Here is a 23,645-nt window from a genome sequence, read left to right on the forward strand (position 1 = left end):
GGCACGGCCGAAGAGGGGGGGCCTATTGCCCGCCGCGGCGGGCAGGCTGGGCGGCGTTGACCGTGTGAATGGCGCGGAGCAATTTCGCCGGGAAGTAGACCGAGAAGAACACCACCATGGGCGCCTTCAGCGCCATCTTGGTGACGTTGTGGGCCTTGTAGGTGCGGTCAAAGCGCGTCACGTAGTAGCGGTAATCCCGGGGGGAATCCTCGAGCCGCCGCGCGGACATGCCGGAGATCATCTGCGGCCAGTACTGGATCCGGAGTTCGTGGTCGGCGAGGTGCAGCGAAAGATCGATGTCCTCGTGCATCTCGTCGCGCTCGTCGCGGCAGGTCTCTGTGCGGATGGTTTCCCAGGCCGAGCGGCGGAGGGCCATGTTGGAGCCGAAGAGAAAGTGGTACTGATGCTTAGCAAGCTTGAGCATCAGCTGACGCATTTTGTCGTCTGCCTTGAGTCCGAACCGGCGCATCGGCATGTCGTAGTAGACCACGGGACCGGTGGCAGCGTGGACTGACGCGTCCGCGAAGGCCTTCTGGACCTCTTCCACCCAGTCCGGCTCCAGCACGGAGTCGGCATCGATCCTGCCGAGGATGTCGCCCGTGGCGTGGTCCAGGCCGAAATTACGCGTGGGGATGAGCCCTTGTTCACGGTCCTGGCTGAGCAGGATGATGGGGCTCTCCGGGTACTCCAGCTGCATTTGCCGGACAATGTCCGCCGTGCGGTCCCTGGACATGTTGTCCACCACGATGATTTCGTGGGCCGGGACCGATTGGTAGACGGCGGCGATCAGGCACTGCCGGATGACGCTTTCCTCGTTGTACGCGGGGATCACAATAGATACAGCCGGCGGTGGAGCAGTGAGCAAGGCGTCCTGGGGTGATCCATGGGGTGACATCCCCACAAATTTAGCATCTAGGCCGCCATCCAATCCGTGGCCGCGCGCAGCCACGGATGCAGCCTCTGTTGTGCCCCCTGTTGTGGTCCCGGGCGAAACAAAGGAAGGGATCCCGCTCTGTGGCGGAATCCCTCCCTTGTAGACGTGCAAGACACCTGCCGGAAGCCGGACGGCTACTGGCGCCCTGTCCGCTCCGCCGGCGTGTGCCGGGTGGTGCTACTTCCCGGTCTTGTCAGTGCCGTTGTTCAGGCTGGCTGCGATGTTGCGCACCGCGGTCTTAGCATCGGTGGCAGCCTTGGTGCCAGCATCCTTGGCGTCGGCGGCGGCGGCCGTGGCCGCGTCAGTCGCATCCTCCGCCGCGTCACTTGCGGAATCGGCTGCCTTTGCTGATGCGTCGGCCGCAGCATCCGCTGCCGTGACAGCTGCGGACCCGGCCTTGTCGGCGGTGTCCTTCAGCGCGTCGCTGACCGTGGTGGCAGCCGTCGGGGCGGGCGTCACCGGCGTCGGGACCTTCCAGGGATCCTCTACGGGCCTGGAAGCCCGCCATGCGGCGACACCGGCGGCAACTGCGGCAGCGATGATGCCGAAGATCAGCAGCCCGCGGTGCCTGGGCTTCTGGGGCTTGCCGAGTTTCGCGCTGGCAGTCTTGCCGGCATCGCTGGCAGCTGCCTTGATGTTCTTGCCCGCGCTCTTGGCATGCTTCTTGGCAACCTTGGCCTGACCTTTGACGCTGTGGACCACTCCGGAGTCAACAAGCTTCTGCGCTACAGCGTCTACGTGGGCCGGAGCGCTTTCCAGCGTACGGTGGACGGCCTCTGAAGCGTGCCCGATCTGGTCCGAAAGCCGGGGAAGGTACTCAACGAGCACCAGGTCGCGGGCGTTGGCGATCACCGGTGCTGCCTTGTCCACAGCCTCGTGCAGGCGCGGAGTCGCGCTGTCGGCGGCTTCGTGGATCTTCGGCGCAAGCTGGGCCAGGCTGTCTTGAAGACGGGGGGTGACGGTAGCAACGCTGCCAGCCAAGTTCTGGGCGGCCGACTTGAGTCCCTCCTGGATCTTGGGAGAAGCAGTATCCAGTCCGTGCTGCAAACGGGGAACAGCCCAATTCACGGCCGCTTCAACCCGCGGGGCGGCCCAATCCTTCGCGCTGTCTACTCCCGTGCTGACTGACTGCTCCAGGACACGGGCACTACGATCCGCTTTCTTCACAACTACCTCCCGATTAATGTGACGGTTCTGCTGTTAGCCTACGTGTCTAGGAACGCACCGGCTATTCTTCAGGACGATTTCCAGTGGATTTCACCCAGCGCGGAACTGACTGCGCGGCCCTATGCGTGCCGGGCCGCCGTGGAAGAATAGGGCCTATGACTGCCAACGCAACCGCAAAAGCCACTATCCACACGAGCCTCGGCGACATCGTCGTCAACCTCTTCGGCAACCACGCGCCGAAGACCGTCGACAACTTCGTCGGTTTGGCCACCGGTGAGAAGGCCTGGACTCATCCGGAAACGGGCGAGGACAAGACTGGCACGCCGCTCTACAACGGCACCATCTTCCACCGCATCATCAAGGACTTCATGATCCAGGCCGGCGATCCCCTGGGCCGCGGCACCGGCGGACCCGGCTACAAGTTCGACGACGAAATCCACCCGGAACTGACCTTCAACGAGCCGTACAAGCTGGCGATGGCCAACGCCGGTATCCAGATGGGCCGCGGCACCAACGGTTCGCAGTTCTTCATCACCACCATCCCCACCGGCTGGCTGCAGGGCAAGCACAGCATCTTCGGCGAGGTCGCCGATGAGGACTCCAGGAAGGTCGTCGACGCGATCGAGGGCGTCCGCACCGGCATGGGCGACCGCCCCGTCGAGGATGTCACCATCAACAGCATTGACATCGAAAAGCTCTAAACCCACACCATGAGCTACGGAATTCCGGCGGCAGAGCCGTCCGCGGAGGTCCCGGTATGCCCCAGGCACCCGGACCGGCCCGCTTATGTGCGCTGCCAGCGGTGCGGGCGCCCGGCGTGCCCGGATTGCCAGCGGGCGGCCGCCGTCGGATTCCAATGCGTTGACTGCGTCAACGAAACCAAACGCACGACGCCGAATGTCAGGACCGTCTACGGCGGCGCCGTGACCGGCGGGAAGCCCGTGGTTACGTTCGTGATCATCGGCCTGTGCGCGCTCGTATATGCGCTGCAGTGGATCGTCCCCAACGACGGGATCTACCAGCAGCTGGCGTATGCCCCCGCCTTCACTGATACTGAGCCGTGGCGGATGCTCACCTCGGCCTTCCTGCACTCGCAGGGATTCCTGCTCCACATTGTCCTGAACATGTACACATTGTGGATTTTCGGCCAGATCCTGGAACCGCTGCTGGGCCACGCCCGCTTCCTGGCCATCTACGTGCTTTCCGCCATCGGCGGCTCTGCCGGATTCCTCCTGCTGACCCCGGTCTACCCCGTCAACGGCCCCGTCGGCCTCGTGGGCGCCTCCGGCGCCATCTTCGGCCTGTTCGGTGCCCTGCTGGTGGTCCAGCGGCAGCGAGGCGGAGACGTCCGCCAACTCCTGGTCCTCATCGCGATTAACGGCGTGATCGGCTTCATGGTCCCCCAGATCGCCTGGCAGGCGCATCTCGGCGGCCTCGTCACCGGCGTCCTGAGCGCCGCTGTCATTGCCTACACCCCCCGCGGCCCCCGGCAGACGCTCGTGCAGGCAGTCGGTCTCGCCGCCGTCCTGGTCCTGGTCATCGTCGTGTCGGCCGTCCGGATGGCCGGCGCCGCGGCGGCCTAGCTGTACTGCCCCACTGATCTTCCCGGCTGCCCGGTTCGGCAGCCGATGTCCGACGCCAGTTCGGCTCCCCGGCTCGGCTCTGCCAGCGGCCTTTTGCTGCGCCAGATCCACCTGTGTTTGTCGGCGGGTGGGCCCTTGCCTCGGACCCGGACCAAGAGCCGACCGGCCCAGGGTCGCGGGGAATTTCCTGTTCCCGATGTGATGGGACCGGGGTCCGGAGTTTTCCACATGGGTTATCCACATTGTTAATAACTTACAAGCGTGTAGTTCATCGGGGCCGTCCCGATCTGACCGCCCGGGCTGGCGAATTTTCAGAGATCCGAAAGAGCCGCCCAGGCGATCTCCACACCTGTGGATAACTTCTGTGGGTTGTCCTGTTAGTAAGTGGACAACTTGGCGTCTTCCGCGGCGCCGCCCCTGGGACCATCGTTGCGGCCGCTCCACCGTGCGGCCGGCGTTCCCGCCTGTAACCTCGCCTCGGCACCCTGCTGCTGCGCCTGTCTGCAGCGACTGCCCACGGCCGCGCCTCCGCACCGCCTCACGGCGCCTTAACTTCCCGGTGCTTCCCTTCCTTGCGTTTCCTTTCCTCAGCGACTCCTGCCCACGGTCCCTGCTGTCCACAGTGTCTCCCGTGCACAGTGCCTTCTGTCCACAGTGCCTCCTGCCGCAAGCATGGCCTGTGCCCCGACAGCGCCCCCCCGCGGGGCGGACCCGACGTATTTCAACAGGGTTATTCACAGTGTTAATAACTTGGCGGGCTGAGGTTCCGCGGGAAATCATCCGCCTCACGGCGCCACCGCGGGGTTTGCGGTTTTTCCGGCCCGGCAGTTATCCCCAGTTGTGGATAAGTTGTGGGTAGAGGCCTGTTACTAAGTGGATAACTTTTGCGGAGCGCAGGACGAGCCCGTACATCCCTCGGGGCCGGTGCGCGCTGACGACTGCAAGGCGGGTACGGCTCCGCCATGGGGGCACCATGCTGGATGGCGGCACTTATCCACAGGCAATCCACACTGTTAGTAACTTACAGCCGTGTAATTCACAGGTTGCCGGAAACATCGCGGTGTTCTGTGGGCCCGGCTGCGCACCGTGAGGCGCGCGGCGACGGCCTTTTTCTGGTGATACTTATGAACAATGTGGATAAGTTTCCCCAGACTTGTGCACAGCTGTGGATAACAATTCGGCCGCTTCGCGGCACAGATCCGGGCGCTGCGAGACCAACGCGCGGTGGGCAGAGGCCTGTTAATGCACGGGCTCAGCGGCGGGGTTGCCCGGTGACTGAGTTGAGGCTGGCCGCCAGGTCAGTGGGGCCAAACGCCGGACGTTCCGCGCCGGTGGCTGTCCAGCAGGTGGGTGTCCACCATCCCGATAGCCTCCATGAGCGCGAACATGGTGGTGGGCCCGACGAAGGCGAAGCCCTTCTTCCGCAGCGCCTTGGACAGCGCGATGGACTCGGCCGAGGTGGTGGGGACCTGGTCAAGCGAACTGGGCCGGGGTGTGGCTTCCGGCTGAAACGCCCATACGAAGTCCACCAGGCCGCCGTCGTCCCTCAACGCCAGGGTGGCACGGGCGTTGGTGATGGTTGCCTGGATCTTGAGCCGGTTCCGGACGATACCGGCATCCAGCATGAGCCGCTCCACATCGGCGTTCGTGAAGGCGGCCACGATCTCCGGGTCGAAATCGCTGAACGCCGCACGGAAAGCGGGGCGCTTGCGCAGAATTGTCGCCCAGGACAGCCCCGCCTGGAACCCCTCGAGGCTGATGCGCTCGTAAAGACCCTGCTCATCCCTGACCGGCATTCCCCACTCGGTGTCGTAGTACTCCCGCAGCAGGGGATCCACGGCCGCCCACGCCGGCCGGGCCAGTCCGTCATCGCCAATTGTTGAGCCGCTTACTGCCGGGGTCATCTGGAATCCTTTGCTGGGGTTGGGCCGCTCCCAGCATTATCGGTCATCCGGATCGGCCGGTCATCCGGATGACCGGCCGGCCGGGCTGCGGGTTTAACGGTGCCGGGCCGGCACACTGTGTGTACCGGCCCGACAGGGATTTGCGCCGCGGGGGCGTGGTTCAGGAACGCCAGCGCGTGGTCATCAGGAAGCCAATGATCGCGATGCCGAATCCGGCGACAATGTTCCACGAGGCCCACGCCTGTACCGGGAAGGCGCCTTCGGTGATGTAGAACGTGATGATCCACAGCAGGCCGATGATCATCAGGCCGAACATGACGGGCTTGAACCAGACCGGGTTGGGCTTGTAGGCCTCCGCAGCAGAAGTCTGCGGGGCCACACGGGCAGTCCTTTTACGCGGCTTCGACTCGGGCACTGATCCTCCTTGGCGGGCTGGAACAAGAGCGGCAGCGGCTTGAGACCCTGCGGGAACTAAGTCCCAGGCGGGCAGCATGCTCTTGGTCATGGTTGAATTCTTTTCGCTCGCACAATTCTAGCTGTAGTTCAGGCCACACCGTTGACCCCGCAATCGCCTCACAAGAGAACATTGCCGCAGTTGGAGCAGGGATCCGGCAGGGACCGAAAGCACGTCCAGACACGCGAGGGCTACTATGGCTACGTGTTCCGGAACAGCCAGACAGTCCTCCCGTCGCGGACGGATGCGCTGCTCCCGGTGCCCCTGCGGGGGCTCTTTCCTGGCCCCCTGTGGCCCAGGATTGCGCTGGCGCTGGTGCTGGCGGCCCGAGCACTGGTATTGATGGTTCAGTTCCTTTTTCCCTGGCTGGCGCAATTCACCCAGTTAACAGATTAAACGATTGGTTCAGCAAGGCACCCATGAGCACAACCAAGATCCTGGTCGTAGACAACTACGACAGCTTTGTTTACACCCTGGTGGGTTATCTCCAGGAACTCGGCGCAGAGACCACGGTGGTCCGCAACGATGACGTCACCCTCGCCGAGGCGATTGAAATGGCGGAGGCACGCGACGGCGTCCTGATCTCTCCCGGTCCGGGGAATCCGGCCGAGGCCGGCGTTTGCATTGAGCTGATCAAATGGTGCGGCAGCCACGGCAAGCCCATGCTGGGCGTGTGCCTGGGCCACCAGGCGCTGGCGGAGGCCTACGGGGGTACGGTGACGCACGCTCCGGAACTGATGCACGGCAAAACCTCCCTCGTGGAACACCACGGAACCAGTGTCTTTGCCGGACTCCACTCCCCGCTCACGGCCACCCGGTACCATTCGCTGGCCGCTGTCCGCGAGAGTATCCCGGAGGTCCTGGAGATCACCGCGGAAACGGGCACCGGCGTCGTGATGGGGCTGCAGCACCGCACCGCCCCGCTGTGCGGTGTCCAGTTCCACCCGGAATCCGTCCTCACCGAAGGCGGCTACCAGATGCTGGGCAACTGGCTCGAGTCGCTGGGCATGGCCGGCGCCGCGGAACGGGCGGCGGACCTGAGCCCGCTCATCAAGCACTGACCTGCCAGGCACTGACCAGCTAGCACTGGCCAGTTCAGCACTGACCCCGTTTAGGGGAACAGTTCGCCGAGGACTGCGTCCTCCTTGGACCCGGTCTTGGTGGGAGTCGGCGTGGGCGAGGGCGTGGGCGGCGGTGCCGGTGCCTTCGCCACGGTCACGGTGATGGTCTTGCCCTGCTCCACGAGCGAATCCGCGGCATCGGCCTGGCCTGTCACCTTGCCCGGAGCCACCTGGGAGTTCTCCACTTCGGTGGCATTGAGCTTCAGGCCCTGCTCCGTCAGCTTGGCCTCAGCCTCCGCCAGCGGCAGCCCGATCAGCTGCGGCACAGCCACCTTCCCGGTGGAGACGACGATCTCGACAGTGTCCGCCACGGCCACAACCTGGCCCGGGGCCGGGTTGGTGGTGATGACAATACCGACCGGAACCGTGGGGTGGTTGGACATCTTGGTGGTCAGCGAACCGGTCAGTCCCTTCTGGTGCAGGAGATCGCGGGCTGCCGCCTCGGTTCGGCCGGGCAGGTCTGTTGGAATTGTGACAGCACTGGGGCCTTCGGAGATGTTGAGGATGATGTCCGAGTTGGCATCCATGGAGCTTCCCGACGTCGGCACCGTGCCAATGGCGGTGCCCTTCGGGATGGTGTCGTGCTGCAGCCGTTTGAGCTGCGGCTTGAATCCGGCGTTGTAGAGCCGTTGCAGGGCCTCAGATTCCGTCAGGGATGTCACCGTGGGAACTAGGACCTTGGTTGCCTGCGGCGGGGCCTGGTTCATGAGGTTGTAGAGCCACAGGCCGCCCCCGGCCAGTACCAGCAGGGTAAGGACCACCAACGTCGCGATCCAGGTCCGGCGCCGCGACCTTTGAAGCGGTGTGTGCTCGCGTTCGACCGGCAGCGCCAAAGGCAGGCTGCCGGTGTCCGCCGTGCCGTACAGCTCGGTGCCTGCAAGCGGCAGCAAGTGCTCGTCGTCGGGTGTTTCTTCGGCAGGCCGCAACCGGCCGTTGGGGGAATCGTCGAGGAATTTGGCCCCGGTCAGCGAGAAGGCTGCCGTGGGCGCCAAAGGGTCGTGCCGGGGAACGGCGTTGGTGGGGTCGGTGGGGGCCTCACTGGCAGCCGGTGCGGCCACCGGAACGCCGCTGCGTGCCGCCCGCAGGGCGCGACGGAAGGCGGCCGCGTCCTGGAACCGGTCCGCGCGGTTCTTCTGCAGGGCCTTCATCAACACGCTGTCCAGAGCCGCGGAGACTTCGGGGTTCAGGCTGCTGGCGGGCTCGGGAATCTCACGGACGTGCTGGTATGCCACGGAAACGGGGCTGTCGCCGATGAACGGCGGCCGGCCGGTCAGCATTTCATACAGCAGGCATCCAGCGGAGTAGAGGTCACTCCGTGCGTCGACTGTCTCGCCCCGGGCCTGTTCCGGGGACAGGTACTGGGCGGTGCCCACCACGGCCTGTGTCTGCGTCATGGTGGCTGCCGAGTCCGCAATGGCGCGGGCGATCCCGAAGTCCATGACTTTGACGCTGTTCGAGTCCGGGCAGAACATCACGTTGGCAGGCTTGATGTCGCGGTGCACGATCCCGGCCTTGTGGCTGTAATCGAGCGCGGACAGCACGCCCAGCGTGAAGTCGATCGCCTGGTCGATGGTGACGTCCTTGGCCCGGATCAGGTCCCGGATCGTCTTGCCGGAGACGTATTCCATCACAATGTAGGGCACCCGGACGCTGTCGTCGTGGTCACCGGGGACCGCATGGTCCCCGGTGTCGAAGATAGCCACAATAGAGGGGTGGTTCAGTGCCGCGACGGCTTGGGCCTCGCGCTTGAACCGGGCCTGGAACTGGGGGTCCCTGGCCAGGTCCGGGCGCAGCAGCTTGACGGCGACAGTACGTCCCAGCCGGGTGTCGACACCGCGGAAGACATCCGCCATGCCGCCGCGGCCGATCAGCTCACCCAGCTCATAGCGCCCGCTGAGGACGCGCTGGGTGTTCACCGGGCGGTCCTCCCGGTGCGACGGAGTGCGGGGTGGGTTGCTCATGGCTGCCTAGGGTGCCGACTTGGTAGGCGAAGGCGTTGTGGCCGCGGCCTTGGCGAGGTGATAGGTCACAACACTGCCGGCGACCACTTTGCTCCCGGCGGGAGGTTCCGTGCTCACGAAGGTTCCCGGATCTTCTTTCTTGTTCGTGGGACTGACGTCGGCTCCCTTGGCCCAGCGCAGTCCGGCGTTCTGGATGGCCTGTTGGGCCTCGGCCTCGCTGGCGCCTGCCGGGATGGACGGGACGGAAACCATTTCCGGTCCCTTCGAGTAGCTGACGGTGATGGTGGTCCCGGGCTGGACCGGACCGGAGGGATCGATGTTGGTGACCGTGCCGGGCGTCGCGTCGTTGACAACTTCGACGCCGGTGACCTGCAGCCCCTTGCCGATCAGCTCGTTGCGGACTTCATTGAATGGCCGGCCCAGGTAGGCATCCGGGATCAGGTTGACGGCCGCCGGGGCGGATTCGGTGGGCGTCGCTGAACTGGCGGTCGGACTGGGGGTCTCGGACGGGGATGCGGACGTCGCAGAGGGGGTGGGGCTGCTCGGCTTCGGGGTGCTGGACGTGGCACCGCTTGTGGCTGGCGCCTGCGAGGGAAAGAGGTTGCCGGCCTGGCTTATGACCACGCCGGCCAGGGCGAACACCACCAGCAGGATCAGGGCAATCAGCGGCCAGGTCCACGGGCTGCGCCCGCGGCGCTTCGTCTCTCCGCCGTGTTCGCCGTGTTCGTCCTCCTCGTCGTAGCCAGTATCGTCGTAGCCCGTATCGTCGTGTTCCCAGTTCCGTTCGGCCGCCAGGGCATCGGCGCGATTGAGCGCGTTGCGGGCGCCGTAGCCGCTGGCGGCGGCTGCACCGGCCGCCAGGCCTGCCGCGGCACCGGCGCCGGCGGCACCGACGACGGGCAGCGCCGAGGTGGCCGACGTCGACCTGTCCTCGGCGGCGTTGGAGGCAATGACGCTCGTGGCCGCGGTGGGGACATCGACAGGGGCCGTGATGGGCCCGGTCGCCGCCTCGAAGAGGAGCATCCCCGGAACGGCCGCCTGGGCCGCGGCAATATCACCGTTGCGGATGGCCTCGGCTGCCTCGGACAGCTTGATGGCGTCGGCGGGGCGGTTCTTCGGATCCTTGGCCAGCATGGACATCAGCAGGGCCCGGACCGGCCTGGGCAGCGTGTCCGGCAGCGGCGGCGGCGCATCATTGACCTGGGCCAGCGCAATGGCGATCTGGGATTCCCCGGAGAACGGCCGGTGGCCCGTGAGGCACTCATAGCCGATCACGCCAAGGGAGTAGATGTCCGAGGCTCCGGTGGCCGTCTGGCCCGTGGCCTGTTCCGGCGCCAGATACTGGGCGGTGCCCATTACCTGGCCGGTCTGGGTCAGCGGAACCTGGTCGGCCAGGCGCGCGATGCCGAAGTCGGTGACCTTGACGCGGCCGTCGGGAGTGATGAGCAGGTTTCCGGGCTTGATGTCGCGGTGCACGAGCCCCTGCGCGTGGGCGACGGCCAGGGCACGCGCGGTCTGCGCGATCATTGAGAGGGTGCGGTCCGGCGAGAGCACCTGCTCATGCTCGATGATGCTGCTCAGCGGCTGTCCCGGGACCAGTTCCATGACGAGGTAGGCCGAACCCTCCTCCTCGCCGTAATCGAAGACGTTGGCGATGCCCACGTGGTTCAGGAGGGCGGTATGGCGTGCCTCGGCGCGGAAGCGCTGCAGGAAGCCGGGATCACCCGTGTATTCCTCCTTGAGCACTTTGATGGCGACAATGCGGCCAAGGATCAGGTCTTTGGCTTTCCAGACTTCTCCCATGCCGCCGATCGCAATGCGCGTGGTCAGCTGGAATCTGCCGCCGAGGGTGATTCCTGAAGTAGGCCTCACTTATTCAACACCGCCTCAAAAATCTTTTTCGCGTTCGGACTGGTTAAGTTTGCGCCGGTGGTGATGTCTACGCCTTCCATGACGATGGTGACAGCCACCTGCGGGTCATTTGCCGGGGCAAACCCGGTAAACCATGAGTTGTTCAGGCCGTTGCCGAGCTCCGCGGTACCGGTCTTGCCGGCCACCTGAACGCCGGGCACGGCCGCGCGGCTGGCGATGCCGTCGTCAACGACGCTGACCATCCACTCGTTGATCTGCCGCGCGATCTCCGGAGTCGTGGCGGTGCGCAGCGCCTGGGGCTTGGGCTCGCTGATCGCCCGCAAGTCCGGGGACCGTACGGCCTTGATCAGGTTCGGCTGCATCTGCACTCCGTCGTTGGCGATCGCGGCCGTCATGGTGTTGATCTGGAGCGGTGTGGCCCGGACGTCCCTCTGGCCGATCGAGGACTGCGCGAGCCCGGCCTCGTCTAGCGGATCGCTCGGGAAGAAGCTCGGCGCGCTGTCCAGCTTCAGCTGGTCGCCGAAGTCCTGGCCGAAACCGAACTTCTCCGCCTGGTCCCCGATGGCCTTCTGCCCCAGGTCCAGGGCGATGCTGGCGAACGGCGTATTGCAGGACTGCTGCAAGGCAAACGCGAACGACGCCGTCGTACGGGTGTAGCAGTTGCCTCCCGCATAGTTGGGGAGCTTGTACTCGATACCGGGGAAGGACATCTCTGCCGGGTTGGGCAGGACGCTGTCCTTGTTGTACTTCCCCGAATTCAGGGCCGCGGCCGTGTCGATGAGCTTGAAGACCGACCCGGGCGCCAGCAGCGCCCCGGTGGGGCCGCTGACATTTTGGTTGAGGTTGATGCCCGGGATCTGGTTCAGTTCGTTGTAGTTGGCCTGTTCGGCGGCCGCGTCCTGGGTGGCAATCAGGTTGGGGTCATAAGACGGTTTGGACACCATGGCCAGGACCGCCCCCGTCTTCGGATTGGTGACCACGATCGAACCGCGCTGGCCGTCCGGGATGAGGTCGTAGGCAAGCTTCTGGATTTTGGGGTCCAGGGTCAGTTCCACGGATGCCCCCTTGGGCTGGTTGCCGAGGAACAGCTGGCCCACCCGGTCCAGGAACTGCTGGTCCGAGCTGCCGGCCAGCACATCGTTCATCGACTTTTCGAGTCCGGTGAGGCCGTAGTTCTTGGAGAAATACCCGGTGATGCCCGCGTAGAGCTCGGGCTGGGCGTATGTCCGCTGGAATTTGCAGCTCTCCGTGGCAGGCACGGACTCTGCCACCGGGCTGCCGCCGACGATGATGGCGCCGCGGTCGTTGCAGTAGTTCTGCAAGATGGCGCGTCTGTTCCAGGCGTTGGCTTTGAGGTCGTCGGCGCCAACCACCTGCACGTAGCTGAGTGCGCCGAAGATCAGCACGAACATTGCGATCGCGGCGATCCATGAATTGCGGATGGCCTGGTTCACAGCTGTTTCACCGCCTCGGTGGGTGCGTCGGGAGTGGTTCGGGGGTCCGGAGCCGGTTTGGCCGGCATTGCGGGCAGTTTCCTGCCCGCGCCCGGTTCCTGGCCGGGCGGCAGCGGCGTGGTGTCTACCGGACCGCGTGCGGTGTGCGAAATCATCAGCAGCAGGCCCACAATGATCCAGTTCGCCAGGAGGGAGGAGCCGCCGGCGGCGAGGAACGGCGTCGTGAGTCCGGTCAGCGGGATCAGGCGCGTGACGCCGCCGATCACCACGAAGCACTGCAGCGCGATCGCGAAGGAGAGCCCGGTGGCGAGCAGCTTGCCGAACGCGTCGCGGGTGCCCAGCGCGGCGCGGAAGCCCCGGGTGAACAGCAGCAGGTACATCAGGACGATCGCGAAGACTCCGATCAGGCCGAGCTCCTCGCCAAAGGAGGCGATGATCATGTCACTGTTGGCGAAGGGGACGAGGTTGGGCCGGCCCTGGCCGAGGCCGGTGCCGACCAGCCCGCCGTTGGCCATACCAAACAGGCCCTCGACAATTTGAAGGCTGCCGCCGAACTGCCGGCCGTAGACCTCATCGGTGAAGGCGTTGAGCCAGCCGTCGATCCGCAGCGCCACGTGCGAGAACACGCGGGCCGCCACGAAGCCGCCCACGATGATCAGGACAAGGCCGATGATCACCCAGCTGATGCGGCTCGTCGCGACGTAGATCATGACAAGGAACAGGCCGAAGAACAGGATGGAGGAGCCGAGGTCGCGCTGGAAGACCAGCACGCCGATGCTCACGAGCCAGGCGGTGATCATGGGGCCCATGTCCTTGAACCGCGGGAACTGCACGGGGCCGATCTTGCGTCCGGCCAGCAGAATCAGGTCCCGGTTTGAGGACAGATAGCCGGCAAAGAAGATGGCGAGCGTGATCTTGGCGATTTCACCCGGCTGGAAGGTCATGGAGCCGATCTTGATCCAGACGCTCGCGCCCAGGACTTCGCCGGCCGAAATCCCGGGAACCAGCGGCAGGATCAGGAGGACCGCGCTGATGGCCAGCGAGATGTAGGTGAAACGGCGCAGGATTCTGTGGTCCTTGAGGAACCAAATGACGGCGATCGCCACTGCCATGGCCACCAGGGTCCAGCGCAGCTGGTTATTGCCGGTGTCCTCGCCCACGCGGTCGAGCCGGTGGATCATGGCCAGGCCCAGACCGTTGAGGGCGACGACCAGCGGAAGTATTACCGGATCGGCATATTTTGCGCGGATCCGCAGCACCACATGGAAGGCGAGGGCTGCCAGCGCCAGGAGTCCGGACTGGAACCAGAAGTCAGTGTCGAACGCTTTCTGCCGGTCCACGCCGACGAGGGCCTGGGCTCCGATGCCGACAGCCAGGGCCAGGACCAGAAGGACCAGCTCCGCGTTCCGGCGCGGCCTGGGCACGGGGTCGATGGGTGTCATTTGGCCCCCTCGCAATTCGTAGTCGGAGTGGGGGACGGCGACGGTTTCGCCGCGCCCGGGGCCGCCGTGGCGCCGGGCGAGGCTTTGGCGCTTGGTGTCGCCGTGGCGCCGGGGGTGGCGCCGGCTGTCGCCGCGGGCGACGGCGTGAGGCACTCGTCGGCCGGGGCGGTGGTGCCGGTCCGCTCAAGATTCTTGACGATCCGCTGCGCGTCGTAGAGATCGCGGGCGGGCACTGTCTGACGCACCCGCTGCTGCGAAAATTCGGGAAGGTCGGACATCTTGATATCGGTCACCGCTTCGAGGGTGGAAAGCTGGATGGGTCCGAGGCGCTGGGAGACCCCGTTGAAGATCGCCACATGCTGATCGTGTTCGCCGATGTAATAGCGCGTCTGGGTCCAGGCGTAACCAAGCCACAGACCAACGGCCAGCAGCGCGACGATCGCGGCAGCAACGGAGATGGTGAGCCACCGGCGCGGCCGCCTGACGGGCCCGAAATCTTCGGCGTCCTCGCGGCCCTGTTCCGACTTGTGCGTGAGTACCGTGGCTGCGCGCCGGGCCACCGTGCGCCCGGCGATCGAGGGGATGGAGCCCGATTCCGCTGCCGCTGCGGCGGCTCCGACCAGTTCGTGGGGGCGGGTAGAGAGTTCTTCGCGGAGGACTTCGGCCGAGAGATGTTCACCCAGGTGCGGGTCGGTGGTGGGCTCCGGTTCTTTGGCCCCGGCGGCCTTGTCCGTCTCCTTGCCACTGCCGGCGGAATCAAGGGCAGAGGCCGCTGCCGGCGCGGCTAGCGCGGCCGCAGCCGCAGATTCGGTGGCGTTGCCGGCGTCGGGCGTCTTTGCTGGCTCGGCGGACGACGTCGCGTCGCCGAAGGTGCTGCCGGTCAGCGGCCCGGCGGAGGCGGCTGGCGCCGACGTCCCGGCGGCCGCGGCAGGCAGGGGGACGACGTCGACGGCGGCGGTCCGGACGTCGTCGGGCATCTGTTCGCCGATGTCCAGCACAATAACTGTCACGTTGTCCGGGGCGCCGGCCTCGAGTGTCAGTTCAATGAGCCGTTCGGCGCATTCGTTCAGGTCCTTCGTCTCCCGAACCGTGCGTTCCACGACGTGGCCGGCCACGTAGTTCAGGCCGTCAGAGCACAGCAGCCAGCGTTCCCCGGCCTGGACGGCCAAGGTGTCGAGGTCCAGCTCCGGGCTGGCGTCGACGTCCCCCAACACGCGCATGAGGACGTTCTTATGCGGATGCGTTTCGGCTTCTTCGGGGCGCAGGCGGCCTTCGTCGATGAGCCGCTGGACAAACGTGTGGTCCACGCTGACCTGTTCGAACTCGTCATCGCGCAGGCGGTAGGCCCGGGAGTCGCCGATATGGGCGAAATGGAGCTTGCCCTCGGCGAGCAGCAGGGCGGTCACCGTGGTGCCCATCCCGGCGAGCTTCGGGTTGATGTGGACCAGCTCGGACAACAGGGAGTTGGCAGTCTGGATTTCATCCGCGAGGACGGTGCCGGCGTCGCCGTCATAGTCGTCATGATCCAGATGGATCATGTCCAGGACAGTCGCGGCGGAGGCGACATCGCCGCCGGCGTGCCCGCCCATGCCGTCGGCAACGACAGCGAGGTGCCGGCCCACGTAGGCTGAGTCGTCGTTCTTGGCGCGCACGCGGCCGACGTCGGAACGGGCGGCGTAACGCATGATGAGCGGCCGCTTCGGGGCCGTCGTTTTGCCTTCGGCCCTGTCTGCGGGGCGATCCGGGGCAGCCACGGCTATGGCCTCAATTCGATGACCGTCTTGCCGATTCTCACGGGGACACCCAGCTCCACCGGGAGGGCCCGGGTCAGCTGCTGGTCTGCCAGATACGTGCCATTAGTTGAGCCGAGGTCTTCGATGAACCAGCGGCTGCCCTGCGGAAACAGGCGGGCGTGGCGGCCCGAGGCGTAGTCGTCCTCGAGGACGAGGGTGGCTTCCTGCGCCCGGCCCAGGAGGATGGGGCTCGCTGCGAGGGGAATCGTGGTGCCCTTGAGCGGGCCCTCGGTGACGACCAGCTGGCGCGCCTGCTGCTTGACGGGGGCGGGCGGGGGCTCGGCGAGGGACGGATTCTTGCGTACCTGGCGTGCCGTCGGGGCTCCGGCCGCCGCCTTGCGGCCGATCATGAGATCACGGCGCATGGCAGAGACGATGCTAAAGATCAGCACCCAAAGGAGAATAAGGAACCCGAAGCGAAGTGCCGTAATGGTCAGTTCGCTCATGCGCGGCCGCCTGGGGTGGCGGGCAGTAGGCGGAAAATAATTTTGGTCCGTCCCATCGTGATCGTGGCGCCGTCGGCAAGTTCCGAACTGCCCACGATTTTTTGGCCGTTGACATAGCTGCCGTTGGTGGAACCGAGATCGATCGCCTGGGCTGTGCCCGGCCCCGTCCGGATTTCCAGATGGCGGCGCGACACACCGGTGTCGTCAATGAGGATGTCCGCTTCCGAGGACCGTCCGAGCACGATCGACGGCGCGTTCAGCGAGTAGCGCTGGCCGTCGATGTCCAGCACGGGTTGAAGCCGCGCCGGCTGGCGGGTCGGAGCGGCGGGAACATTGCCGTGCACGCCCGGCTGGGCGGGGACGGACGGGGCGGAGGCTTTCTCGGTCCGCGAGGTGATGTCGAAATCCCCCGCGCGGCGTTCGTCGTCGCGGCGGAAGCTGATCCGGACCGGCCCCTGCAGGGTGTAGCCCTGGCTGCGGACGTGATTGATGACGACGTCGCACAGCTCTTCCGCAAGGGGTGTGCCCCATTCCTGGGCGCGCTGGAAGTCCTCGTTGCTGAGGAGCACATCAAAGACGTTGGGAGCCAGGGTGCGTCCCGCGGCGATGGTGATGGCCTTGTTGTCCACTTCGGTGCGGAGGCGGCTGGCGATCTCGACAGGCTCAACCTGGGCGCGAGAACCGGTGGAGAAGACTCCGCGGACGGCCTTTTCGATGCCGCGCTCGACTTTGTCCAGCAATCCCATGGTCCCTCTCCTTTCCTGATAGCTGCGGGGCAGCGTTCGTTCCGGAACTCGGTTTCCAACTTTTGCGAGCCCGCTGTCAGCGGACACTCCTACATCAGATACTACTGGGCGTGTCTGGGAATGACCTCAACGGGCGTCGTCGGTCCGGCACCGAAAAGTGCGGCGGTCACGCCCTGACGTGCGCGGACATCCCTGGTGCGGCCGCCCCGGCGGGAGCTGCCACGAAGCCCGGCAAACCCGGCCGCGGGGCCAGGTAATGACGCGACTAGCGTGGCCCTGCGGGGGGCCTTCCGGCCCGATTGGTGTTTTCCCGCAGTTGTCCGTTATGCTTGATCTCGCTGCTTTTACGAGGTTGGCGGTCCGGGAAACCGGCCCTCTCCGAGTGGAAGAAGTTGCGCGCGAGTGGCGGAACGGCAGACGCGCTGGCTTCAGGTGCCAGTGTCCGAAAGGGCGTGGGGGTTCAAATCCCCCCTCGCGCACGCAATTGAAAGAACCCCGGTCTTCGGACCGGGGTTCTTTTGTTTAACCGCCAGCCCTGGTCCGGGTTATGGGACCCCTGTCGTCCGGCGTCGGGTTTTCCCCAACTTTGTCGGCTCGGGCCGGCGTGTTGCACCGAACCGCAGGCCTTCTGGCGGCGTCATGCCATTGAAGGTGGGGAAAACCCGCGGCGGAGATCAACCAGCACTGCAACGTGAACTGGAACGAACCGAGAGTTAACTTCACGGAAACGGCAGGGCGCGGATTCCTGAAACAACCGTTCCCTAGGGTCAGTGCCAGACGGCCCCGCGGGGGCCGCTTTTTCATGCGACCGCCTCCCGATTTGGAGAAGAAGAATGACGGTTTTTGGTTCGGAATTGCGCCCGACGCGTCGGATGCTGCTGGCAGGGATTTCCTCCGCGGCGCTCGTGGCCCTCACCGGCTGCGGCGGCGAGACCAGCGCGGCGACGTCGACGGCCAGCGCCGCGGCGGGGGACCTCGGCACACTCGAGGTGCAGTTGTCCTGGCTGAAGAACTCAGAGTTCGCCGGTGAATACTTTGCCGACAGCAAGGGCTACTACAAGGACGCGGGCTTCACGGCCGTCAACCTGATTGCCGGCGGCCCGGGCGGCGCTTCGGCGGAGACCATGGTCCTTTCGGGCAAGGCTCTGGTGGGCACGTCCTCGCCAGTTGGCGTGGCCCCGGTAGTGCTCAATGAGGGCGCGCCGTTGAAGATCATCGGCTCCACGTACCAAAAGAACCCTTTCACCATTGTTTCGCTCGCGGCAAAGCCGATCACCGCCCCAGGCGAGCTTGTCGGCAAGAAAATCGGGGTGCAGGCGGGCGTCAACGAGACGCTTTTCGATGCCCTCCTTGAGGTCAACAAGATCGACCCGTCCCAAGTCACGAAGGTGCCCGTGCAGTACGATCCCCAGCCGTTGCTCAACGGTGACGTCGAAGGGTTCTTCGCCTACCTCACCAACGAGGTGCTGACCCTCGAACTGGGCGGACACAAGACGGCCGTGCTGCCGTTCGCGGACAACGGCCTGCCCTTCATCGCCGAAAGTTTCGTCGCCACGGAAGATTCCATCAAGAACAAGCGGAAAGAGCTGAAAGCCTTCCTGGCAGCAACAGCCAGGGGCTGGAAGAACGCGCTGGCGGACCCGTCAGAATCAGCCAGGCTCGCCGTCGAGGTTTACGGCAAGGAACTCGGCCTCACGCTGGAGAAGGAAAAAGCCCAGGCCGAGGCGCAGAACAGCAAGCTCATCAAGACCCCGGACACGGACAGCAACGGACTGTTCTCCATCTCCAAGGACCTTATGGAGAAGAACATCGAAATCCTCAAGCTGGCCGGCTACGACACCACGGCGGAGACGATCTTCGACCTGACCCTCCTCGACGAGGTCTACGCCGAAAACCCGACCCTTAAGTGACCGCGCCCGGACATAAGTAGGACGAATGACTGATTTGAGCACGGCTGCCGTCCCGCACGGCATGCTCTCCGGAACCGGCATATCGCTCAGCCGGCTGGGCAAAAGTTTCAGCATGGGCCGCAAGCGTGTCGTGGCCCTGGAAGACGCCAACCTGATGACCTCGAAAGGAACGTTCCTGTCCCTGCTGGGGCCCTCGGGATGCGGCAAGTCCACGATTCTGCGGATCCTTGCGGGCCTGGAAACCCCCACGACCGGCCAGGTCACCGTGGACGGCCATACCCCGGCCGAGCTGCGCACCCGTCACGAGCTCGGCATCGCCTTCCAGGATCCGGCCCTCCTGCCGTGGCGAAGCGTGGTCTCCAATATCCGCCTGCCGTTCGAAGTGTCCGGTCTGCCCGTTGACCACGCCATGGTGGACGAGCTCGTGGGACTGATCGGCCTGAAGGGGTTCGAAAAAGCCAAACCGGCACAGCTCTCCGGCGGCATGCGGCAGCGCGTCTCCATCGCCCGGGCGCTGGCGCTCAAGCCCTCGGTGCTTCTGCTGGACGAGCCGTTTGGCGCCTTGGATGACATGACGCGCCAGCGCCTCAACCTCGAACTGCTGCGGATCTGGACTGAGAAGCCGGCCACCACGCTCATGGTCACCCATGGAATCGCGGAGGCAATGTTCCTCTCCGACGTGGTGGCCGTCATGAGCGCCAGACCCGGCCGGATCAAGGAAATCATCACTGTTGACTTGCCCAGGCCAAGGACACCGGAGATGATGCGGACGCCCGAGTTCCATGCCCTGTGCGACAGGGCTTCGGAGCTCCTGTTCGGCGACGCCGGAGCGCCCCGAGGGGAGGGATCTTCCCTTGACGAAGACTAAAACAGGGACAGCAGCCGCTTCCCGGCCGCTTCCGCCGTGGGCGGCGGGGGGACTCGGGGTGGCTGCGACCATTGCGCTTTGGTGGCTGGCCGCGGCCACCGTGCTGGCCGGAGTGGGAGCCGCCGCCGACGGAACGGGCGGCGCGGTCCCCACACCGGACGAGGTTTTCCGCCGACTGGCGAGCGACGGCGTCGGCTTCTACTGGCCCAACCTGGCCGTCACGGTGGCGGAAGCCTCCGCCGGATATCTCTGGGGCAACCTCGCAGCACTCCTGCTGGCCGGCAGCGTTCTGGTGCTGCCGGCCCTGGAGCGGCTGGTCACCCAGCTGGCCGTCATCAGCTACTGCCTGCCGATCGTGGCCATCGGGCCGCTGGCCTTCATCGTGATCGGATCTCCCGCGCGCGGCCAGGCATCGGGAACGGCCGTGCTCCTGGCAGGCATCTCCGTCTTCTTCACCACGGTGGTGGGCGCCTTGTCCGCGCTGAAGAGTGCGGACAAGGCGAGCCTGGACCTCGTCACCGTCTACGGCGGCGGCAGGTTCCAACAGCTCATCAAGGTGCAGCTCATCTCTGCACTCCCGGGGATCCTCAACGCACTCAAGATCGCCGTTCCCGCCGCCGTGCTCGGGGCAGTCCTGGGCGAATACGTGGGAGGTGTGGACCGCGGGATCGGCCCGGCACTGGTCAACGCGCAGCAGAATCTCGAAATTGCCCGGGCCTGGGGGGTGGCCCTGGTTGCGGGACTCCTGGCCGGGGCCGGCTACGGCGTACTTGCCGTGCTCGCACGGTTCGTCGCTCCGTGGAGCGCAGGCCGCCAGGGGACCTCACGATGACATCGCAGGCGCAGCGTCTCGGCGCCCTGAAAAGTCTCGGCCGTGCGGCCCTGGGGCTGCTGGTCTCGCTGGCCGTGGTGCTGCTGCTGTGGGTGGCGCTGCTGAAGCTCTTCAACATCTCGCCTTTCGTGGGCAAAGGCCCCCTGGATGTCTTCAATTTCCTCTTCACCGTTCCGGCGTCGGCCGGCAACAGGCTCGCCGTGTTGCAGAACCTCGGCCAGACCATGATTGACGCCTCTCTTGGATTTGCCGCGGGGATGGTGGGGGCAGCCGTGGTCGCGGGCGTTTTTGTCCTCTTCCGCGGAGTGGAAAACGCCCTGATGCCGATCGCCATGCTTCTGCGTTCCGTGCCGCTGGTCGCCTTGGCGCCGATTATCATCCTGATTTTCGGACGGCAGGAACCGGCCGTGGCCGCGATCGGAGGGATCGTGGTGTTGTTTCCCGCCCTGGTGACGATCGTCTTCGGGCTCCGCTCGGCGTCGCCGGCAATGCTGGAGGTCGTTGATGTCTACGGCGGGTCCCGGTGGGCGGCCCTGAAGAAGGTGGCCCTGCCGTCGTCCCTTCCGGCCTTTTTCACCGCAGTCAAAGTCTCAGTCCCTGGAGCGGTGACGGGGGCCCTGCTGGCCGAATGGCTCGCCACCGGCAAGGGGATTGGCTACGCGATCATCTCGGCCGTCTCCCGCGCCAGGAACAACGAGGCGTGGGCAGCGGTGCTGGTCATTACGCTCGTGTCGATCATCCTGTACGCGATCGTGGCGACCCTGGAGGACGTCATGCTGAGGCGGTCCGGGCAGGCGCCGTCGACGTCGGCCTGACCGGCCGGTGTGCAGGGGAACCCGCGCACCGGCCCGTCCGACTCGTTCACCCGCACGTCGGCCGTCTAGGCGCCGCGGAGCGCCCCGAGCCCGGCGAGGAGCGCCTCGAGTCCCAGGCTGAACGCGACGTCGGCCGGTTTTTCGTCGCCTTCCTCAGCCAGGCGCTGGACTGCGGAGGTGAAATGCGGCGTCGAGGCGGCCATGCTGCCGGAATCGAAGATGTCCGCGGGAGCCGTGACGTCGTAGGCGGAGCCGAAGATGAAGGATTCTAACGCCACGATGGCCGGGATGATCCGTTCCTGCGGAAAGCCGGCGCGGCTGAATCCTGCGCTGACGGCCTCATACATGGCCAGCGTCTTGGGCGCATCGGCCACGGGCAGCACGGCGATGACGGGGATCAGCGGCGTGTGCTTGGAGAACACATCGCGGTAGCTCCACGCCCAGTCCCGGACGGCCTGTTCCCACGGGCCGGCACCGAAGGCCGCGACGTCCACGAACGAGGTCAGGTGGTCCTGGACGAGGACCAGCACCTCCCGCTTGGAGGAGACGTGGTTGTACAGCGCCGAGGGGGCGACGTTGAGGGTTCTCGCCAGGGCAGCCATGGTGAAGCCGTCGTAGCCGCTCTTGCCGATCAGCTGCAGGGCTGCCGATGTGATGCCGGCCTGGTCCAGCACGGCCGCGGCCGGCCGGCCGACGCGGCGGCGCGGATTGGTGGCGGAGCTGTGCGGATCCGCGGGGGCGCTGGTTGCTGCCGTCATTCCTGGCCTTTCTGCTCAGCTTGGCTGGCGGTTTCGGATGTTCCCATTCTGCTCCCACTTTACGGCCGAAATTTTCTTTGCCGGGGGTCTTCCCCAATCCGGCTGAAAGTCCTATCATCATAAATGAACGTCATTCATTTAGTGGTCCGCATCACCCGAGCGGCCACGGGGAGGAATCATCATGCTGGAACTTGACCGCGACGTCGTCATCGTCGGAGCAGGCCCGTCCGGGCTGACCGCCGCACGCCAACTGAAGAAGGCCGGACTGAGCGTCGCGGTGCTCGAGGCGCGGGACCGCGTCGGCGGCCGGACCTGGACCGACACCATCGATGGCGCCATGCTCGAAATCGGCGGCCAGTGGGTTTCGCCGGATCAGACGGCGCTCCTTGCGCTGATCGAAGACCTTGGACTGCAGACCTACTCCCGCTACCGCGACGGCAAGTCCGTCTACATCGGCGCGGACGGCAAGCGCACCCTCTACACCGGCGAGACCTTCCCGGTCAGCGAAACTACGGCCGCCGAAATGGACAAGCTCACGGCCCTGCTGGACTCCCTCGCCGCGGAAATCGGTCCCGAGGAGCCGTGGGCACACCCCAAGGCCCGCGAGCTGGACACTATTTCCTTCCACCACTGGCTGCGGCAGAATTCCTCAGATGAGGAAGCCTGCAACAACATCGGCCTGTTCATCGCCGGCGGCATGCTGACCAAGCCCGCCCACGCCTTCTCCGCCCTGCAGGCCGTCCTGATGGCAGCCTCCGCCGGGTCCTTCACCAATCTCACGGATGAGGACTTCATCCTGGACAAGCGGGTTGTCGGCGGGATGCAGCAGGTCTCGCTGCTGCAGGCAGCGGAACTCGGGGACGACGTCGTCCTGGACAGCCCGGTCCGCACCATCAACTGGACCGAAGACGCGAGCGGCGCACACCGTGTCACCGCCGTCTCCGAACGGGCCATCGTGAACGCCCGCTTCGTCATCATGGCCGTGCCGCCGAACCTCTACTCCCGGGTGTCGTTCAACCCGCCGCTGCCCCGCCGCCAGCACCAGATGCACCAGCACCAGTCGCTGGGCCTGGTCATCAAGGTCCACGCCGTCTACAGCACGCCGTTCTGGCGTGAAGACGGCCTGTCCGGCACCGCGTTCGGCGCCGGCGCCCTCGTGCAGGAGGTCTACGACAACACGAACCACGAGGACCCCCGCGGAACGCTGGTGGGCTTCGTCTCGGACGAGAAGGCCGACGCCATGTTCGAACTCAGCGCGGAGGACCGCCGCCGTGCCATTCTCGAATCGATCGCGTCCTTCCTCGGCGAAAAGGCCCTGGATCCCGAGGTCTACTACGAGTCCGACTGGGGCTCGGAGGAATGGACCCGCGGAGCCTACGCCGCAAGCTACGACCTCGGCGGGCTGCACCGATATGGCAAGGACCAGCTGAAGCCGGTCGGCCCCATCTACTGGTCCTGCTCCGATCTCGCGGCAGAGGGATACCAGCACGTCGACGGCGCCGTCCGGATGGGACAGGCCACGGCGGCCCGAATTGTCGCCGCCGCGGACCGCGCGTCGGTCGCACGGTAGATAACCCCGAAAAAG

At 65.7% G+C, this 23,645-nt stretch carries 20 protein-coding genes, 1 tRNA gene and 1 pseudogene; 10 read left to right on the forward strand and 12 right to left on the reverse strand.

What is annotated here, in order from left to right:
* Positions 1-22: 22 nt before the first annotated feature.
* Both LDO15_RS00070 and LDO15_RS00075 read right to left on the reverse strand, forming a co-directional pair.
* Positions 23-895 carry a glycosyltransferase family 2 protein gene (locus LDO15_RS00070; protein WP_223982575.1) on the reverse strand — a complete coding sequence of 291 codons (873 nt, stop codon included), beginning with the start codon at positions 893-895 and terminating at the stop codon, positions 23-25.
* A 216-nt stretch (positions 896-1,111) separates the two neighbouring features.
* Complete coding sequence (locus LDO15_RS00075) at positions 1,112-2,101, reverse strand: hypothetical protein (protein WP_223982577.1); 990 nt, start codon at positions 2,099-2,101, stop codon at positions 1,112-1,114.
* A gap of 155 nt (positions 2,102-2,256) precedes the next feature.
* On the opposite strand from LDO15_RS00075, the gene LDO15_RS00080 reads away from it, so the two are divergent.
* Complete coding sequence (locus LDO15_RS00080) at positions 2,257-2,802, forward strand: peptidylprolyl isomerase (protein WP_223982579.1); 546 nt, start codon at positions 2,257-2,259, stop codon at positions 2,800-2,802.
* Positions 2,803-2,811: 9 nt separating this feature from the next.
* The gene (locus tag LDO15_RS00085) at positions 2,812-3,684 is read left to right on the forward strand and encodes a rhomboid family intramembrane serine protease (protein WP_223982581.1); all 873 of its coding nucleotides are present in this window, start codon (positions 2,812-2,814) and stop codon (positions 3,682-3,684) included.
* 1,298 nt (positions 3,685-4,982) lie between these two features.
* On the opposite strand, the gene LDO15_RS00090 is transcribed toward LDO15_RS00085, so the two are convergent.
* Positions 4,983-5,588, reverse strand: a complete 606-nt coding sequence (locus LDO15_RS00090; RefSeq protein WP_223982583.1) for a DNA-3-methyladenine glycosylase I — start codon at positions 5,586-5,588, stop codon at positions 4,983-4,985.
* A gap of 160 nt (positions 5,589-5,748) precedes the next feature.
* The gene (locus LDO15_RS00095; protein WP_223982584.1) at positions 5,749-6,003 is read right to left on the reverse strand and encodes a cell division protein CrgA; all 255 of its coding nucleotides are present in this window, start codon (positions 6,001-6,003) and stop codon (positions 5,749-5,751) included.
* Positions 6,004-6,204: 201 nt separating this feature from the next.
* Between LDO15_RS00095 and LDO15_RS00100 the strand changes: the two are divergent.
* Positions 6,205-6,312: pseudogene (locus LDO15_RS00100) on the forward strand (class E sortase); the annotation flags it as partial.
* A gap of 149 nt (positions 6,313-6,461) precedes the next feature.
* Entirely contained in the window at positions 6,462-7,103 is a 642-nt protein-coding gene (locus tag LDO15_RS00105) for a gamma-glutamyl-gamma-aminobutyrate hydrolase family protein (RefSeq protein ID WP_223982586.1), read from the forward strand.
* A gap of 50 nt (positions 7,104-7,153) precedes the next feature.
* On the opposite strand, the gene pknB is transcribed toward LDO15_RS00105, so the two are convergent.
* From pknB to LDO15_RS00140, 7 genes are read right to left on the reverse strand one after another with little or no spacing between them, the layout of a single operon-like run.
* Positions 7,154-9,124: a Stk1 family PASTA domain-containing Ser/Thr kinase gene (pknB, locus tag LDO15_RS00110; protein ID WP_223982588.1), complete on the reverse strand. Its 1,971-nt coding sequence runs from the start codon at positions 9,122-9,124 to the stop codon at positions 7,154-7,156.
* Positions 9,125-9,130: 6 nt separating this feature from the next.
* Entirely contained in the window at positions 9,131-10,996 is a 1,866-nt protein-coding gene (locus LDO15_RS00115) for a protein kinase (protein WP_223982590.1), read from the reverse strand.
* Positions 10,993-12,450, reverse strand: coding sequence for a penicillin-binding protein 2 (locus LDO15_RS00120; RefSeq protein WP_223982593.1), 1,458 nt, complete (start codon positions 12,448-12,450; stop codon positions 10,993-10,995). Before LDO15_RS00120 ends, LDO15_RS00115 begins: the two co-directional genes overlap by 4 nt.
* Complete coding sequence (locus tag LDO15_RS00125; RefSeq protein WP_223982596.1) at positions 12,447-13,892, reverse strand: FtsW/RodA/SpoVE family cell cycle protein; 1,446 nt, start codon at positions 13,890-13,892, stop codon at positions 12,447-12,449. Before LDO15_RS00125 ends, LDO15_RS00120 begins: the two co-directional genes overlap by 4 nt.
* Positions 13,889-15,646 carry a PP2C family serine/threonine-protein phosphatase gene (locus tag LDO15_RS00130; RefSeq protein ID WP_223982599.1) on the reverse strand — a complete coding sequence of 586 codons (1,758 nt, stop codon included), beginning with the start codon at positions 15,644-15,646 and terminating at the stop codon, positions 13,889-13,891. The genes LDO15_RS00125 and LDO15_RS00130 overlap by 4 nt, the downstream gene beginning before the upstream one ends.
* A 2-nt stretch (positions 15,647-15,648) precedes the next feature.
* Positions 15,649-16,131, reverse strand: coding sequence for an FHA domain-containing protein (locus LDO15_RS00135; RefSeq protein ID WP_091248594.1), 483 nt, complete (start codon positions 16,129-16,131; stop codon positions 15,649-15,651).
* Positions 16,128-16,877 (reverse strand): DUF3662 and FHA domain-containing protein, encoded by a 750-nt coding sequence (locus LDO15_RS00140; protein WP_223982602.1) that lies wholly within the window; start codon positions 16,875-16,877, stop codon positions 16,128-16,130. Before LDO15_RS00140 ends, LDO15_RS00135 begins: the two co-directional genes overlap by 4 nt.
* A 396-nt stretch (positions 16,878-17,273) precedes the next feature.
* Here LDO15_RS00140 and LDO15_RS00145 point away from each other — a divergent pair.
* From LDO15_RS00145 to LDO15_RS00165, 5 genes are all read left to right on the forward strand, one after another.
* Positions 17,274-17,356, forward strand: a tRNA-Leu gene (locus tag LDO15_RS00145).
* Between the two features lie 354 nt (positions 17,357-17,710).
* The gene (locus LDO15_RS00150) at positions 17,711-18,787 is read left to right on the forward strand and encodes an ABC transporter substrate-binding protein (protein WP_223982605.1); all 1,077 of its coding nucleotides are present in this window, start codon (positions 17,711-17,713) and stop codon (positions 18,785-18,787) included.
* A gap of 25 nt (positions 18,788-18,812) precedes the next feature.
* Positions 18,813-19,655 (forward strand): ABC transporter ATP-binding protein, encoded by an 843-nt coding sequence (locus LDO15_RS00155; protein WP_223982608.1) that lies wholly within the window; start codon positions 18,813-18,815, stop codon positions 19,653-19,655.
* Positions 19,642-20,487, forward strand: a complete 846-nt coding sequence (locus LDO15_RS00160; RefSeq protein ID WP_223982610.1) for an ABC transporter permease subunit — start codon at positions 19,642-19,644, stop codon at positions 20,485-20,487. Before LDO15_RS00155 ends, LDO15_RS00160 begins: the two co-directional genes overlap by 14 nt.
* Positions 20,484-21,302: an ABC transporter permease subunit gene (locus tag LDO15_RS00165; protein WP_223982613.1), complete on the forward strand. Its 819-nt coding sequence runs from the start codon at positions 20,484-20,486 to the stop codon at positions 21,300-21,302. The genes LDO15_RS00160 and LDO15_RS00165 overlap by 4 nt, the downstream gene beginning before the upstream one ends.
* A 65-nt stretch (positions 21,303-21,367) precedes the next feature.
* Here the strand turns inward: LDO15_RS00165 and LDO15_RS00170 are convergent, their stop codons facing one another.
* Positions 21,368-22,060, reverse strand: coding sequence for a TetR/AcrR family transcriptional regulator (locus LDO15_RS00170; protein WP_223982616.1), 693 nt, complete (start codon positions 22,058-22,060; stop codon positions 21,368-21,370).
* Positions 22,061-22,241: 181 nt separating this feature from the next.
* Here LDO15_RS00170 and LDO15_RS00175 point away from each other — a divergent pair, with 181 nt between their 5' ends.
* Complete coding sequence (locus LDO15_RS00175; protein ID WP_223982619.1) at positions 22,242-23,630, forward strand: NAD(P)/FAD-dependent oxidoreductase; 1,389 nt, start codon at positions 22,242-22,244, stop codon at positions 23,628-23,630.
* Positions 23,631-23,645 lie beyond the last annotated feature (15 nt).

It is taken from the genome of Arthrobacter sp. NicSoilB8 (assembly GCF_019977355.1).
Lineage (GTDB): Bacteria > Actinomycetota > Actinomycetes > Actinomycetales > Micrococcaceae > Arthrobacter.

What these genes read in the sequence shown, in the direction of transcription:
- LDO15_RS00070 (WP_223982575.1), bottom strand. Translation starts at nt 895, where the DNA reads ATGTCACCCCATGGATCACCCCAGGACGCCTTGCTCACTGCTCCACCG.
- LDO15_RS00080 (WP_223982579.1), top strand. Translation starts at nt 2,257, where the DNA reads ATGACTGCCAACGCAACCGCAAAAGCCACTATCCACACGAGCCTCGGC.
- LDO15_RS00085 (WP_223982581.1), top strand. Translation starts at nt 2,812, where the DNA reads ATGAGCTACGGAATTCCGGCGGCAGAGCCGTCCGCGGAGGTCCCGGTA.
- LDO15_RS00090 (WP_223982583.1), bottom strand. Translation starts at nt 5,588, where the DNA reads ATGACCCCGGCAGTAAGCGGCTCAACAATTGGCGATGACGGACTGGCC.
- LDO15_RS00105 (WP_223982586.1), top strand. Translation starts at nt 6,462, where the DNA reads ATGAGCACAACCAAGATCCTGGTCGTAGACAACTACGACAGCTTTGTT.
- pknB (WP_223982588.1), bottom strand. Translation starts at nt 9,124, where the DNA reads ATGAGCAACCCACCCCGCACTCCGTCGCACCGGGAGGACCGCCCGGTG.
- LDO15_RS00125 (WP_223982596.1), bottom strand. Translation starts at nt 13,892, where the DNA reads ATGACACCCATCGACCCCGTGCCCAGGCCGCGCCGGAACGCGGAGCTG.
- LDO15_RS00135 (WP_091248594.1), bottom strand. Translation starts at nt 16,131, where the DNA reads ATGAGCGAACTGACCATTACGGCACTTCGCTTCGGGTTCCTTATTCTC.
- LDO15_RS00140 (WP_223982602.1), bottom strand. Translation starts at nt 16,877, where the DNA reads ATGGGATTGCTGGACAAAGTCGAGCGCGGCATCGAAAAGGCCGTCCGC.
- LDO15_RS00150 (WP_223982605.1), top strand. Translation starts at nt 17,711, where the DNA reads ATGACGGTTTTTGGTTCGGAATTGCGCCCGACGCGTCGGATGCTGCTG.
- LDO15_RS00155 (WP_223982608.1), top strand. Translation starts at nt 18,813, where the DNA reads ATGACTGATTTGAGCACGGCTGCCGTCCCGCACGGCATGCTCTCCGGA.
- LDO15_RS00165 (WP_223982613.1), top strand. Translation starts at nt 20,484, where the DNA reads ATGACATCGCAGGCGCAGCGTCTCGGCGCCCTGAAAAGTCTCGGCCGT.
- LDO15_RS00170 (WP_223982616.1), bottom strand. Translation starts at nt 22,060, where the DNA reads ATGACGGCAGCAACCAGCGCCCCCGCGGATCCGCACAGCTCCGCCACC.
- LDO15_RS00175 (WP_223982619.1), top strand. Translation starts at nt 22,242, where the DNA reads ATGCTGGAACTTGACCGCGACGTCGTCATCGTCGGAGCAGGCCCGTCC.